This window comes from Flavobacterium sufflavum (assembly GCF_004016525.1).
GTDB classification, from domain to species: Bacteria; Bacteroidota; Bacteroidia; order Flavobacteriales; family Flavobacteriaceae; genus Flavobacterium; species Flavobacterium sufflavum.
This window is the reverse complement of sequence record NZ_SACJ01000001.1, coordinates 754,796-768,785: the sequence shown is the minus strand read 5'-3', so window position 1 is coordinate 768,785 and position 13,990 is coordinate 754,796. Positions and strand designations below refer to the sequence as shown.

Genomic DNA, 13,990 nt, shown 5'->3' with positions numbered 1-13,990 from the left:
TAAGCATAAAAAAACATTCCCAAAAAGGAATATTTCAATAAGTATGGATTGTTGTTTTTTGGAAACTAAGCAAAAATCGAAACCGATTCAAGCAATATCAAAAGCAGTGGTATTAAACAACTTAACAAAGTCAGCTAGCACTTTTGACTATTTAAAAATAAGAAAAAAATTATTTGCTTAGATTTTTTTGTAGATTTTTTATTGTTTTATTTCTAATCACTAGCCCCGATAGCAGCAAGTATCCTTTTATTTCGTTTTTAAAAACGAGATAAAAGATACTGCGAATAGCGGGAAATAGCTCCTAATAAAATTACTGAATCACTTTAATTCTTGGTACTAAAAAGGCAATAAGAATCCCAAATATTCCAATAAAAGCAAATGAAAATCGGAGACCAAACAATTCGGCGATGTACCCAATTACGGGCGGCCCCATTAAAAACCCAAGAAAACTCACACTGGATACAGCCGTTAGTGCTTCACCGGGAGGAATAGTTGGATGTTTTCCAGCAATGCTGTAAAGCGTAGGGACAATAGTCGAAACCCCAAGCCCTACCAACATAAAACCAAGCATTGAAGGTATCAGATAAGGAAAAAATACCGCTGTAAAAAGTCCGGTTGAAATTAAAACACCTCCTGTTTGCAGCACCATTTTTCTACCAAATTTATTAATCATGCCATCACCTAAAAAACGTCCGGTAGCCATCATAATCATAAAAGAAGTATAACCCAAAATAATAAGTGGACCCGGCGCCTGAACGATATCTTTAAAATAAAGTCCGCTCCAGTCAAACATAATTCCTTCACTGGCCATCGAACCAAAACCAATAATTCCAAGCCAAACTAAGGACATATCTGGTTTTGAAAACAGCTTTTTCTTCTCGACAATTTTTCTTTTCTCTTTGGCTTTAACCAAAAATTTATAATTGAAAGCAATAAGCAATAGTGTAATTATCCCAACAACAATAAAATGATGGTAAGGTGTTAAATTTAAAGCTAACATTCCTAATCCTACTAAAGCTCCTGTAAAACCGGCGAAACTCCACACCCCGTGAAAAGAAGCCATGATGGTTCTTTTGAAAAGTTGTTCGGTATAAACGCCTTGAGTATTTACGGCTATATTATTCATGTTTCCGAATATTCCAAAAAAGTACAATCCTAAAGCCAATTGCCAGGCATTGGTTGCCAAACCTAAATTGGTCAAACAAAAAGCATACATACTCAACGACAAAACCACTAAACGATGGCTTCCGTAACGCGTGACTAATTTTCCTGAAAATGCCATCATGGTCAATTGTCCTACCGGAAGTGCAAATAAAATAGATCCTAAATCAGCATCACTAAGATGAAGTGCTACTCTGATATCCGGAATTCTACTCGCCCAGGTAGCAAAACACAAACCCATTCCGAAATAAAAAGAAGCCACGGCAAAACGTACTCTATTCAAATAAGAAAGTTTTGCGTTTCTAAAACTCTTTTTAATCTTTCCTTGTGCTCTAAAGCTTCCTATAAAATTTAATCGTAACAAAGGCTTTGTATTTTAGGGATTGAAGATGCAAAAATACGAAAAGGAATTTTGGCACTTACTAATTTGGTTTTAATAGCCCATAATACATCGTTATCGTTTATAAGTTTATGAAATAAAGGCTTTATAATGGAACACAGATAAAACAGATTTTGACAGATTTAATAAAAAAATAACCGCAGATTCACAGATTTATTTAATCTGCGAATCTGCGGTTATTAATTGTTTTCGAATATATTTTACAAATCAATCACTCTTTTTTCCTTACTACTTTGGATTGCAGCTTCAATAATTTGCATTACTCTTGCACCATCCTGAGCTGTAACGGGTTCAACAGTATCGTTGATGATGGCATTGTAAACCCCGTCAAAAAAGTCATAATAATTCCCTTTAAGCGTTGGGATTTTGCCATGCATAATTTTGCCGTCAATTTCAGTATGCAGGAAACCTTCTTTTTCCAACGGTTCCGTTCCCCAGGAATCTAGGTTTGGTTTCTTCATTACTTTCAAGTCGTCTTCCTGCACATCGCCTCTTGGTTTTAAAAACGAACCATTTTTGCCGTGAAGCACATAAGCCGGATTTGGTTCGCGCACAAAGAAACTTGCTTTCAAACGCACTCTGAAATCAGGATAATACAATAAAATATCTACCCAATCATCCACAACCGAATTCTCACGTGTAGTTCTGATATCGGCAGAAACAGCCTTTGGAAAACCAAACAAATACAAAGCCTGATCGATTAAATGCGGTCCTAAATCTTTCAGAATTCCCGAACCTGAATTCACGGTTTCCTTATGTTGTTTTGGACTCAAAAGGGGATTGTAACGGTCAAAATGGAATTCGGCTTCCACAATTTCGCCCAAAGCACCATCTAATAAAATTTGGCGTACCGTTTTCAAATCGCTGTCCCATCTTCTGTTTTGGAAAACGGCCAACTTCAATCCTTTTTCTTTGGATAAAGCAGCTAATTCCTCGGCTTCGGCAACGGTGGTGGTAAATGCTTTTTCTACAATGGCATGTTTTCCGGCTTCCAAAACTCGTTTTGCATATTCAAAATGGGTATCAATTGGCGTATTTACTACTACCAAATCCACATCAGAAGCTAAAATTTCGTCAATAGACTCGTAACTTTTTACCTGAGGATAATCTTCCTGAATTAATTTTTTGCTTCTTTCCCAGGAACCCAATAACTCAAAACCGGGATGTAATTCTAAAAATGGTGCTTGGAATACTTTCCCTGACATCCCATAAGAAAGTAAGGCTGCTTTTATTGTTTTCATATTTTTAATTCTTTTTTGACAATTTTCTTCTTATTACAAATATAACAATTGGCACACAGATCCAACGGATTCAACAGATTAGCACAGATTTTTTATAATCCTTTGTGGTCTTTGCGAAAACCTTTGTGAGCTTTGCGGTTAAACCATTACTTTTTTGCTCTTTCGTATTGTGAAGGCCACGCTACTTCTGTTTCTAATGCTTTCGCAAAATGCAATCCTAAATTGGGGTCACGAAGTGATGCTCTGGCAAACAAAACCAAATCGGCTTTTTCGCTCGTTAGGATTTCTTCGGCATGATTGGCTTCTGTAATTAATCCAACCGCTCCCGTTAAGATTCCTGTTTCTTTTTTAATCTTTTCGGCAAAAGGAACTTGATAACCTGGTTCTAACGGAATTTTTTGGTACGAAACCAATCCGCCCGAAGAAACATCAATTAAATCAACTCCTTTTTCTTTTAAAATTTTAGAAAACTGTATAGATTCTTCAACATTCCAACCGCCTTCAGCCCAATCTGTAGCTGATATTCGAACAAACAAAGGCAAATTCGCTGGCCATTCGGTTTGTACCGCCTCGAGAACTTCTATTGTAAAACGAATTCGGTTTTCAAAACTTCCACCGTATTCATCGGTTCTGGTATTGGATAAAGGCGATAAAAATTGATGATTTAAATACCCATGAGCAGCATGAATTTCAAGAACTTCATAACCCGCCTGAACTGCTCTTTTGGTTGCTGCTTTAAAGTCGGAAATTACTTTTTGGATTCCGTTTTTATCTAAAGCTATCGATGTTTCATCGTCATGATAGCCTATTGCTGATGGTGCTAGGGTCTGCCATCCTCCTTGTGAGGCATCCAGTTTTTTATTGCCTTTCCAGGGCGAAGAAACGCTGGCTTTTCTTCCGGCATGCGCCAATTGAATTCCCGAAACTGCATTCTGACTTTTGATAAAAGCGGTAATAGCCTTCATTTTTTCGATATGCTCGTCCTTCCAAATCCCTAAATCTTCAGGCGAAATCCGACCTTCGGGAGCAACCGCAGTCGCTTCCTGAATAATCAATCCCGCGCCTCCGCTGGCACGACTGCCTAAATGTACCAAATGCCAATCGTTAGCAAAACCGTCTGTTGACGAATATTGGCACATTGGAGAAATAACAATTCGGTTTTTTAACGTAATACTTTTTATCGAAAGTGGAGAGAATAATTTTGAAGACATAATCCAATTTTTATTTGAGAAAAGTAAAGTTACAAGAGCTTACGGAATATCCGAATTGAAATTGGGATTAATTAACAAACATTTAAAACCTTATGGAATAATTATTGTAAAATAAACAAACAGAAAACCTTACTTTTGTCAATCATAATTAAGAACCAAAACTAAAAAATGGATATTGTTATCAAGCTTTCTCAATTTTTATTGAGCTTATCATTACTGATTATATTACACGAATTAGGACATTTTATTCCTGCCAAATTATTCAAAACCAGAGTCGAAAAATTCTATTTGTTTTTTGACGTCAAATATTCCCTTCTAAAAAAGAAAATTGGCGAAACTGAATACGGAATTGGGTGGCTACCGCTAGGTGGTTATGTAAAAATTTCGGGCATGATTGACGAGAGTATGGACAAGGAACAAATGGCTTTGCCTCCACAACCTTGGGAATTTCGTACTAAACCGGCCTGGCAACGTTTAATTATCATGTTAGGCGGAGTTACTGTAAATTTTATTCTGGCTTTTATTATCTATATCGGAATGGCTTTTGCCTACGGAGATACTTATATTGCTAATTCTGACATGAAAGATGGTATATGGATTGAAAATCCTGTAATGCTTAAAGCAGGATTTAAAACAGGAGACAAAATAATTTCAATCGATGGTCAAAAAATTGAAAATTTTGATAATGATATTCCAATGAATATTATCATGTCAAAAGAAATTTTGATTGAAAGAAACGGAAAACAGCTTTCTGTTAAAATCCCTACTGATGTTATTGATCAATTGTCAAAATACGAAAAAAGTGCACTTATTCTTCCCAGAGTACCTTTTGTAGTAGCAGCAATCGCAGAAGAATCTCCTAACAAGAATTTGAAAGCAAAAGATTTATTTGTTTCTATTAATGGAGAAAAAGTAAAATATTTTGATCAGGCGAGAACTATTTTAGAGAAGAATAAAAATAAAACAATCAACGTTGTTGTTTTACGCAATTTTAAAGAAACACCTATTACAGTTAAAGTTTCTGCAAAAGGAAAATTAGGTGTACAACCAGGAGATTTAGATTTAAAAACATTAGAAAAATTAGGATACTATAAAATCAGTACTAAAGAATATAGTTTTGCAGAATCTATTCCGGTTGGGCTTCAAAAAGGTAAAGACAAATTAGTAAATTACGGAAGACAATTGAAAATGATCTTTAACCCTGAAACAAAAGCCTACAAACAAGTAGGTGGTTTTGCGGCTATTTACAATATTTTCCCTCCAACATGGAGCTGGGAAACGTTCTGGTCAATCACTGCTTTATTATCAATTATGCTTGGGGTAATGAACTTATTGCCTATTCCGGCTTTAGATGGAGGTCATGTAATGTTTTTATTATACGAAATAGTTTCAGGTAAAAAACCGAGTGATAAATTCCTTGAAAATGCCCAAATGGTTGGTTTTGTATTACTTATCACACTGTTACTATTTGCCAACGGAAACGACATTTACAAGGCTGTGATTGGCAAATAAAAAATTTGAAAAAAATCTCATTTTTTGTTTGCCGAATTGAAAAAACATCTTATATTTGCATCCGCTAAGAACAAGCTCACACAGCTTAAAATAGCAAACAAAAACGTTCCTTACGCATATTAAATATACAGTTTCCTCCTTAGCTCAGTTGGTTAGAGCATCTGACTGTTAATCAGAGGGTCCTTGGTTCGAGCCCAAGAGGGGGAGCTTTTTTAGAAAAGACTATCAGCAATGATGGTCTTTTTTTTTGCTCTAAACTTTCTAAATCTATAATGAATTAACAACTCTTTTATTTGCTACATTCAAAATTCGTCTTATATTTGCATCCGCTAAGAACAAGCTCACACAGCTTAAAATAGCAAACAAAAACGTTCCTTACGCATATTAAATATACAGTTTCCTCCTTAGCTCAGTTGGTTAGAGCATCTGACTGTTAATCAGAGGGTCCTTGGTTCGAGCCCAAGAGGGGGAGCTTTTTTAGAAAAGACTATCAGCAATGATGGTCTTTTTTTTGCTCTAAACTTTCTAAATCTATTGTATCGCATGCACTTTGTTTACATCATTTACTCTTCAGATAAAGACACTTTCTATATCGGCGAAACTTCAGATATAGAACTTAGATTACAATGGCACAATTCAGGTATGTTTAAAAAGGCACATACTAAAATAGCTAATGATTGGACATTGTTTCATCTTATCGAATGTACCGATATTGTTCAAGCCAGAAAAATAGAAAAACACATTAAAGACATGAAAAGCAAAACATATCTTTTCAATCTCAAAAAACATCCTGAAATTTCCGAAAAACTACTACTTAAATATAGTTAATCAGAGGATCCTTGTTCCGATAGCTATCGGAACGAGCCCAAGAGGGGGAGCTTTTTTAGAAAGACTATCAGCAATGATGGTCTTTTTTTTGCTCTAAACTTTTATACCAAAAAGCCTTTACATTTCTGCAAAGGCCTTTCTATTTATAATTTTATTAGTTTTTTTCTTTTTTAGTTTGCCAACAATTTATATGCAATTACACTGTTATGATTAAAAGTTGGAATGTACAACACATTTTCCTTCGCATTATAACCCAAATCAGCAGTGTTCATTTTCCCTTGTACATCCTGTAATGTACTTATTTCACCATTAGCTTTAACATAATAAATTAACCCAGCCCAACAGCTAACTATAAAATCTCCGTTTTTAAGCTGCTCCACACCATCTCCCGGCTTTTCAAAACCTTTGGCCACAACAGTTCTATTTTTCTTTTCGTCTATTTTCAAGAGTTCAGTATCAGCCAACGCATACAGGTTTTTATTAATCCATTTTAAACCATTGGCATTGGTGATGTTTTCTAAATAAAGCTCACTTTTACCATTTTTCATACGATATATTTTATTTGTACGCGTATCAGATACATAAACAACTCCTTTATCATCTACCGTTACATCGTTCAGGAAAACAGCATTTTCAATTTCCAGTTTATTAATGATTCTTCCACTCGGGATATCAATACTTACCACAGCGGTTATATCTGCCACAAAAAGTGTGTTTTTATAACGTGCCAAACCTTTAGGTGCATTTAAACCTTCAACCCATTTTGCATTGTTTACAGTGCCATCAACATTAAGAATAGTAATTCCTCCCTTCCCATCTTTTACGTTGCCCGCACCATCAATCAGACTTACATATAGTTTCTTTTCAGTTGCACTATATAGCACCGATTCAGGTACTGGTAGATTTTTGCTCTCCCAGATCGGTTTTGAGAGCTGTTGAGCTTTAACTGCAAAACTTAATACTAGAAAGGCAGACAAGGTCAAAAATTTGTATTTCATAATGTTCTAAAATTATTTTATCGTATCGAATCTGGTAAAAGTGACATGATTAGGTTGATAGCTTTTTATTTTAAACAATTTGGTTCTTCATAAGAATCGAAACAAAAATAAAATTATTAACAATATGCCTTACAGACGTAGGGTCTTTCTTTTTGCTATAAATACATTAGAAGGATTAAATCCTAAAGATAATCCGAGAAATGGGTTTTCATAATATCGTCAACAATTTCCAATGACAACGGCTTACTTTTATAATCAGAAACCTCAGAAATATCATCAGCCCTGCTTTTATCATCAGGATTCAAAGAAGTGGTAAGCATAATGATAATAATCTTACCCTTTTGACGCTCTTCTAAAGCGTGATAAGCTTCTAAGAATTCCCAACCGTCCATAACCGGCATATTGATATCCAATAAAGTTAACATGGGCTGCGGAAACACATCTCCTGCTTTTTCAAATTTCCCTTTATTGGTAATAAAATCAAGTGCTTCTTTACCATTCAATACGGTTTGAACATACTCAGCAATATCCGCTTTTTTTATAATCATCTGATTGATGAAATTAGTTCCATTATCATCATCCACCAATAAGACACAATTGAGTTTCTTTTTCATAATTATCCTAAAGTTTTTGAATTGTAAATTTAAAAATACTGCCTTCCCCCAGCTTTGATTCAGCCCAGATAGAGCCTCCATGCAACTCGACTATTTTTTTACAGTGAGCCAAACCAATACCTGTTCCTTCATATTCGTCACGGTTGTTAAGCCTTTTGAAAATAACAAAAAGTTTGTGCATGTCTTTTTCATCAATACCTATAGAATTATCCTGAATAGAGAAAAGCCATTTCTTTTCTTCTTCCTGAACAGTAATTTTGATTTCAGGTATCACCCCTTTTTTTCTGAATTTTACAGCATTACTGATAAGATTCTGAAAAAGTTGCCTTAATTCGATAGTATAACCATTCAATTCAGGCAAATCATCAACGCTTATTTTAGCTTTACTTTCCTCAAGAATTATTGACATATCCGAAATCACATCCTTCACGATTTGGGCACAATCTGCCTCGCCTAATTGTTTTTCCTTGCCTATTCTGGAATAATCAAGCAATCCTTTAACCAGATCTTGCATGCGTCGGGATGATTTAGATATAAAATCAATATAAATATCACCATTACCATCTAATTTCCCTGAAAATTCCTTTTCGAAAAGTTCCGTAAAACACACCAATGAACGCAAAGGCTCCTGTAAATCATGGGAAGTGATATAGGTAAATTGCTCCAATTCCTTATTCTGTCTTTTCAGTACTTCATTCTGCTCTGCCAGGGTTTTTTCTCTTTTTAAGATAGTTTCTGTTCGTTCTTTTACCTTTTGCTCCAATTCGAAATTCAATTTCTGTATTTCCCTGGAACGCTTGATAATTTCAACTTCCATCTCATCAACTTTTTTCTGTAAGTCTACAGTAACATTTTCAGTCTTGGATTGTTTGTTCTTTAACGTTATGAATTCGGTTACGTCTTCCACCCGATGAATAATGTAATCAATTTCATTTTGGGAATTCAGTACCGGAATGTTTATCGGACACCAATAACGCTCTTCAAAAATCCCGTCAGGTCCTTGTACATCATAGCGCTGAACAGCCATAGTATGTGGCCTTTTCTCTTTTAACACCGAATGGAGCGATTTGGATAAATTAGACACGCCATCAGCATGTTTATCCTCCGGATTATCCGGAAAGACTTCGAATAAGTTGCGACCAATCATTTCTTCCCTTTTCTTCATCGCTGCCTTTTCATAGGAATCGTTCAAGTCTAAAATGGACAAGTCAGTCGATACAATCAAAAATAAGCTCGGAGCTGATAAAAATATTTTTTGGAAATCGATTCTATCATTTTTCATAGCCTATGTCATTTATGCTTTTGGACTTAAAAGTAGGTTTTGAAATAAGACCTTTAGAAACAAGTTCTTATTCCATTTTAAATTTTAAAATATAATTCCTGTCCTTTTCTTCCATATTTCAATTACTAAACATTGATATACGGAAGAAAAAACGAGATCTTCTGTCAAGTTGGGGAGCTTTAGAAGTCTTATGCTAATATAAGACTTTATTTATAAATTAAATATTAATTTTTAAAACAGCTGATTATTTAATTTAACCACTAATAAAAAAACTTCTAAAAACCCGAAAGAAACGTCTGGCTTTTTATCACTATAAACTTTTCTCCCTACCGAGATTAATTAAAGATATTGCAGTTCAATAACTTCAGGATTTTATTTTTTTACTTTTTTTTCAATCCGCTAAAACTTTTTAAAAGATCATGGGTCTAATAAGTTTTAGAAGTCATTCCTAATTAAATGCATTTATGAAATAACTCTACCTACTATTAACAATTAAATTTAGAAAAAATGAAAAAAATCTCTCTTATTGCAATCGCTCTATCATGCGCATTGTACAGTTGTTCAAATGATGGTACCGATTCTACCGATACCTCAACAACCGCATCATTAACATACGAAACCACCAGTGCAGCTACTTTGCCTACAACCATTAGCAGCTACGTGGCTAAGAACTATTCCGGGGCTACTGTTTCAGAAGTAAATTTGAATTCAGACGGTACCTACACCGTATATGTTAGCACAGGAGCGACATCTAAAAGCATCACTAATGTGAATGCTATTTTTAAATTGAATTTTACTGCCAAAGGTCTTTTGTCCAGCTCCAGCACAATTACTCCGGTAGCCATAAGTGATTTATTAACAAGTATTGTAACCTATATTAACACCAACTATGTTGACGCTACCATAACTTCGGCTCATGTAGAATCGGACGGAAGTTTTGATGTTTTAATCACAACGGCTGACAAAGTTAAAATCAAACTTAATTTCAGCAGTACAGGAGAATTTGTTTCAGCTTATGAATTGAAAGCTAATGGAAACCACAGACACCATCACTCAGACAAACACACCCGCATAGCTATTGCCGATTTAGCAAGCAGCATCACAACTTATATTAATGATAATTATGCCGGATCAAAAATTGTTACTGCTTTCTCTGAGGCCGATGGAAGTATCGACGTATTCATAGTTACTGCAGATGATGCCAAACTTAATTTAAACTTTACAGCCGATGGTACATTTGTATCGGTAAGCACTATTGATGCGTTCCATTTAAGAGAACATACTATTATAACTGCTGCTAATTTACCAGCCGAAATCACAGCTTACATCACAACAAATTATACCGGTGCAACTATAAACATTGGACATATAGAACCTGATGGAACTTATGAAGTGTATATTACCACAGCTGCTGCTGCAAAATTAAAATTAACTTTCTCTGCAACATTCGAATTTATTTCTGAACAAACTAAATCTGATTTTGGTAACCATGTCTCTATTTCTTTAACTGATTTAATTACAGCAATCACAACTTATATTAACACCAATTATCCGGATGCAGTAATCAATGGAGCTCATAAAGAAAGAGATGGCACAATTGAGGTCTATATCACAACTACTGCTGCTGCTCATTTAGAACTTGAGTTTTCGGCAACAGGAACATTCCTTAGTGTAGAAACAAGGTAATGTAATCATCAAACCCTAACCCATACAGGAAAACAAACTCTTGTATGGGTTTCAAAAAACTGAGCAGCATACAATTAAATTCTTTTGTATTAGAAATTTAAGCTTTAAATTGTAATTTTGAATTAATAATTGAATTTGTAACTATTGGCAAACGAATCCGATTTTATTGACCAGCTAATTAGCGAAACTGATAGAGACAAAGCTTTTAAAAAACTACTTGATCTTTATCAGGTTAGATTGTATTGGCATATCAGAAAATTAGTTATTACTCACGAAAATGCCGACGATGTTTTACAAAACACTTTTATCAGAGTATACAAAAGCCTGACTAATTTCTCAAGACAAAGTTCTCTTTACACCTGGATGTATAAAATTGCCTACAATGAGTCTATTCGCTTTTTGGAACAAAATAAAAACAAACATTCCATCTCAATAGAAGATGTAAACACAAAATATTTAAATAGTTTATTAGAAGATACTTTTTTTGAAGGCGATGTAATGCAATTAAAATTACAAACTGCGGTTTCTGAATTAAACTACAAACAAAGACAGGTATTTAATATGAAATATTATGACGACCTGAAATTTCGTGAAATTGCAACAATTTTAGAAATGAAAGAAGGAACAATAAAAACATTGTATTATAATGCCGTCCGGTTTATTGAAGATAATATTGAAATATTACCCATAAAAAAAGGTGAATCTTTTCAAAACACAGAAAACATTTAAGACAAACAATATGGAAACAAATTATAAAATAAATCAAATGAACGATGATGAATTAAACAAAATTCATTCGGATTCTTTAGGTCTTAATGTTCCTGAAAATTATTTTCTTGAATCTAAAAATGATATTTTAAATAAGGTATTAGCTAGAAAAGAGCCTAAAACCATTCCTTTTTACAGAAGAAAAGCAACATGGTTTGCTGCAGCTACTCTAACATTACTTTTAGGATTAGCTATTTGTAATAAATATAATAGCCAAGACCAACAAAGCATTGCTAATTCAATTACTGATAGCATTGCCCAAATTGACAATGAAAACGGGGCAACGGCTGTTCCAAAAAACAATTACAATAATCCAATACCGAATAATAGTTTAACTGCCGAAAATGATATTTTAGTTTCGTCACTATTTGTTGAGGAAAAAGAAGTCGATGAATACATTACAAACTATATTTTAGAAGACATATAAACAACCTTTTTATTAAACTTTCAATCAAATTTTGGGTCTAATAGAAAAACGCTTAACTTAGTATTACAATAAAAACTATTCCTAATGAAGTCACTAATTACAATAACAGTATTTCTCTTTTTTATGGGACTGTACTCTGGAAGGGCACAAAAGAGCACTGCGATTGATAATTTCACCACCGAACAACGAAAACTTGTTCAGGAACAACGTGAGTTAATAAAAGCGAATAGAGAAGCATTCAAAGCCTCTCTTACAGCAGAACAACTTGAAATTTTAAAGGATGCAAGCTTAAGCAGACAAGAAAAACAAGCCGCATTAATCTCAACGTTTACTGCTGCACAAAGAAATTTAATAAACGAAAACAAGGAAAATATTAAGGAATTAAAAAAAGATTTTAAAAACACCTTAACTAACGAACAACGACAACAACTCCACGAACAAATGGGCAACAGAATTCGTGAAAATATAAAAGATTCCAGATTCCGTGATGTAAAACGTAACTAAATTTTTAATATTTTTATACTATTAAAGTAAGTGACTGAAAATTTCAGTCACTTACTTTTTAATTTTATAACTAAATGAAAAAACTCTTTTTACTTGCGTTGATCCTCTTTGCCTTAAAAGCTCAGGCTCAGGAAGTAAGTCCTAAAGAACAGGAAACCGATGAAATCATTGATGACCTATTAGAAAAAAATGAAGATATTGACGCCCTAATAAAATCAATCTCTAAATTTCAATTTCTATATCTCTCGATGAATTATAACAACAAGACTTATTTTTCAGGTCGGGATATCGGTGTCAATCAATACAATTTAACCCCAAAAATCAGTTATCTTCATTCTTGCGGAATCTTCGCAAGCCTATCGGGAATTTACTATAGCTCGTTTAATCCTAAATGGGACTTAACTACTGCGACATTCGGTTTTGGTAAAAATTTTGGCAAACAAAAAACATGGAGATATAGTACTTCTTATACCAGATATTTCTACAACAACAGCCTTAATAATCCTTACAGCAACGTACTGAATGCAGCTCTGGCAATTCACAACAAAAAGAGAAACATTGGCACACAGCTTTCGGTTTCTTATCTGTTTGGAAACGAAAACGGTCTGCAGATTGCTTCCACCAATTATGCTTTACTGCACATCATTAAAACCAAAAAAACACAATTGGATCTTAAACCCCAATTGAATATTGTGGCGGGAAACCAAACGACAGAATTAGCAAGAACCTTTTTCAATAATGGATTTCCCATAACTGTTTATACCACTAATTCTACTTTTGACTTAATAAATACACAAGTAAACCTTCCCTTAGAATTAAATTATAAATCATTTGATTTTGAATTAGGCTATAATATCAATTTCCCTAATGCTTTAAAAGGAGAATCGAATTTAAAAAACACCGATTATTTTAATTTTTCAATGGCTTATTTGATTAATTTATGACAACAGAAAAAATCTTAACTAATCTTTGATGCTATTTTCCGTTAGAATTGGCTGAGCTTAAAAAAAATGCTTTTTTATAAAAAAATCTTATATTTTCATCCACTAAGAACAAGCTAACACAGCTTAAGTTTTGCCACCAGAAACGTTCCTTACGCATATTAAATATACAGTTTCCTCCTTAGCTCAGTTGCTTAGAGCATCTGACTATTAATCCGAGGATACTTGGTTCGAGTCCGCCGCGGCTGAGAAGCTTTTTTTAGAAAAGACTATTAGCAAGATGATTTTTTTTTTGTTTAAACCTAACTGACCCTATTAGAAATTCTGGCGTAACATTATTCCAAAACCAAAAATCTCTTCAAAAATAAAAAATCTCCTGCAAAAGCAGGAGGTAATCCATTAAATTAAATATTTTTA

At 34.0% G+C, this 13,990-nt stretch carries 13 protein-coding genes and 2 tRNA genes; 9 read left to right on the top strand and 6 right to left on the bottom strand.

Going from position 1 to position 13,990, the window contains the following annotated elements:
• Nucleotides 1–310: 310 nt before the first annotated feature.
• The 3 genes from EOD40_RS02750 to EOD40_RS02740 all read right to left on the bottom strand — a co-directional run bounded on the left by EOD40_RS02750 (nt 311) and on the right by EOD40_RS02740 (nt 4,013).
• On the bottom strand, nt 311–1,525 hold the full coding sequence (locus EOD40_RS02750; protein WP_128193359.1) for an MFS transporter: 1,215 nt from the start codon (nt 1,523–1,525) through the stop codon (nt 311–313).
• 236 nt (nt 1,526–1,761) lie between these two features.
• Nucleotides 1,762–2,802 carry a Gfo/Idh/MocA family protein gene (locus EOD40_RS02745; RefSeq protein WP_128193358.1) on the bottom strand — a complete coding sequence of 347 codons (1,041 nt, stop codon included), beginning with the start codon at nt 2,800–2,802 and terminating at the stop codon, nt 1,762–1,764.
• A gap of 146 nt (nt 2,803–2,948) precedes the next feature.
• Nucleotides 2,949–4,013 (bottom strand): NADH:flavin oxidoreductase/NADH oxidase, encoded by a 1,065-nt coding sequence (locus EOD40_RS02740; RefSeq protein WP_128193357.1) that lies wholly within the window; start codon nt 4,011–4,013, stop codon nt 2,949–2,951.
• A 168-nt stretch (nt 4,014–4,181) separates the two neighbouring features.
• On the opposite strand from EOD40_RS02740, the gene rseP reads away from it, so the two are divergent.
• The 4 genes from rseP to EOD40_RS02720 all read left to right on the top strand — a co-directional run bounded on the left by rseP (nt 4,182) and on the right by EOD40_RS02720 (nt 6,353).
• Nucleotides 4,182–5,525 (top strand): RIP metalloprotease RseP, encoded by a 1,344-nt coding sequence (rseP, locus tag EOD40_RS02735; protein ID WP_128193356.1) that lies wholly within the window; start codon nt 4,182–4,184, stop codon nt 5,523–5,525.
• A 133-nt stretch (nt 5,526–5,658) separates the two neighbouring features.
• Nucleotides 5,659–5,732, top strand: a tRNA-Asn gene (locus tag EOD40_RS02730).
• A 191-nt stretch (nt 5,733–5,923) separates the two neighbouring features.
• Nucleotides 5,924–5,997, top strand: a tRNA-Asn gene (locus EOD40_RS02725).
• Nucleotides 5,998–6,068: 71 nt separating this feature from the next.
• The gene (locus tag EOD40_RS02720; protein ID WP_128193355.1) at nt 6,069–6,353 is read left to right on the top strand and encodes a GIY-YIG nuclease family protein; all 285 of its coding nucleotides are present in this window, start codon (nt 6,069–6,071) and stop codon (nt 6,351–6,353) included.
• Between the two features lie 170 nt (nt 6,354–6,523).
• Here the strand turns inward: EOD40_RS02720 and EOD40_RS02715 are convergent, their stop codons facing one another.
• The 3 genes from EOD40_RS02715 to EOD40_RS02705 form a co-directional block, all read right to left on the bottom strand.
• Nucleotides 6,524–7,351, bottom strand: a complete 828-nt coding sequence (locus EOD40_RS02715) for an SMP-30/gluconolactonase/LRE family protein (RefSeq protein WP_128193354.1) — start codon at nt 7,349–7,351, stop codon at nt 6,524–6,526.
• Between the two features lie 182 nt (nt 7,352–7,533).
• A complete protein-coding gene (locus EOD40_RS02710) occupies nt 7,534–7,965 on the bottom strand; it encodes a response regulator (protein WP_128193353.1) in 432 nt (143 codons plus the stop codon).
• 7 nt (nt 7,966–7,972) lie between these two features.
• A complete protein-coding gene (locus EOD40_RS02705; protein ID WP_128193352.1) occupies nt 7,973–9,247 on the bottom strand; it encodes a PAS domain-containing sensor histidine kinase in 1,275 nt (424 codons plus the stop codon).
• A 507-nt stretch (nt 9,248–9,754) separates the two neighbouring features.
• Here EOD40_RS02705 and EOD40_RS02700 point away from each other — a divergent pair.
• The 5 genes from EOD40_RS02700 to EOD40_RS02680 all read left to right on the top strand — a co-directional run bounded on the left by EOD40_RS02700 (nt 9,755) and on the right by EOD40_RS02680 (nt 13,576).
• Nucleotides 9,755–10,933, top strand: coding sequence for a PepSY-like domain-containing protein (locus EOD40_RS02700; RefSeq protein WP_128193351.1), 1,179 nt, complete (start codon nt 9,755–9,757; stop codon nt 10,931–10,933).
• Nucleotides 10,934–11,077: 144 nt separating this feature from the next.
• Entirely contained in the window at nt 11,078–11,662 is a 585-nt protein-coding gene (locus EOD40_RS02695; RefSeq protein ID WP_128193350.1) for an RNA polymerase sigma factor, read from the top strand.
• A 10-nt stretch (nt 11,663–11,672) separates the two neighbouring features.
• Nucleotides 11,673–12,128 carry a hypothetical protein gene (locus EOD40_RS02690; protein ID WP_128193349.1) on the top strand — a complete coding sequence of 152 codons (456 nt, stop codon included), beginning with the start codon at nt 11,673–11,675 and terminating at the stop codon, nt 12,126–12,128.
• A gap of 84 nt (nt 12,129–12,212) precedes the next feature.
• Complete coding sequence (locus tag EOD40_RS02685; RefSeq protein ID WP_128193348.1) at nt 12,213–12,632, top strand: hypothetical protein; 420 nt, start codon at nt 12,213–12,215, stop codon at nt 12,630–12,632.
• 74 nt (nt 12,633–12,706) lie between these two features.
• Nucleotides 12,707–13,576, top strand: coding sequence for a hypothetical protein (locus EOD40_RS02680; RefSeq protein ID WP_128193347.1), 870 nt, complete (start codon nt 12,707–12,709; stop codon nt 13,574–13,576).
• The last annotated feature ends 414 nt before the right edge of the window (nt 13,577–13,990 follow it).

Excerpts from the sequence above, each read along its gene's own strand:
- EOD40_RS02745 (WP_128193358.1), bottom strand. The coding sequence starts at position 2,802 with ATGAAAACAATAAAAGCAGCCTTACTTTCTTATGGGATGTCAGGGAAA.
- EOD40_RS02740 (WP_128193357.1), bottom strand. The coding sequence starts at position 4,013 with ATGTCTTCAAAATTATTCTCTCCACTTTCGATAAAAAGTATTACGTTA.
- rseP (WP_128193356.1), top strand. The coding sequence starts at position 4,182 with ATGGATATTGTTATCAAGCTTTCTCAATTTTTATTGAGCTTATCATTA.
- EOD40_RS02720 (WP_128193355.1), top strand. The coding sequence starts at position 6,069 with ATGCACTTTGTTTACATCATTTACTCTTCAGATAAAGACACTTTCTAT.
- EOD40_RS02715 (WP_128193354.1), bottom strand. The coding sequence starts at position 7,351 with ATGAAATACAAATTTTTGACCTTGTCTGCCTTTCTAGTATTAAGTTTT.
- EOD40_RS02710 (WP_128193353.1), bottom strand. The coding sequence starts at position 7,965 with ATGAAAAAGAAACTCAATTGTGTCTTATTGGTGGATGATGATAATGGA.
- EOD40_RS02705 (WP_128193352.1), bottom strand. The coding sequence starts at position 9,247 with ATGAAAAATGATAGAATCGATTTCCAAAAAATATTTTTATCAGCTCCG.
- EOD40_RS02700 (WP_128193351.1), top strand. The coding sequence starts at position 9,755 with ATGAAAAAAATCTCTCTTATTGCAATCGCTCTATCATGCGCATTGTAC.
- EOD40_RS02690 (WP_128193349.1), top strand. The coding sequence starts at position 11,673 with ATGGAAACAAATTATAAAATAAATCAAATGAACGATGATGAATTAAAC.
- EOD40_RS02685 (WP_128193348.1), top strand. The coding sequence starts at position 12,213 with ATGAAGTCACTAATTACAATAACAGTATTTCTCTTTTTTATGGGACTG.
- EOD40_RS02680 (WP_128193347.1), top strand. The coding sequence starts at position 12,707 with ATGAAAAAACTCTTTTTACTTGCGTTGATCCTCTTTGCCTTAAAAGCT.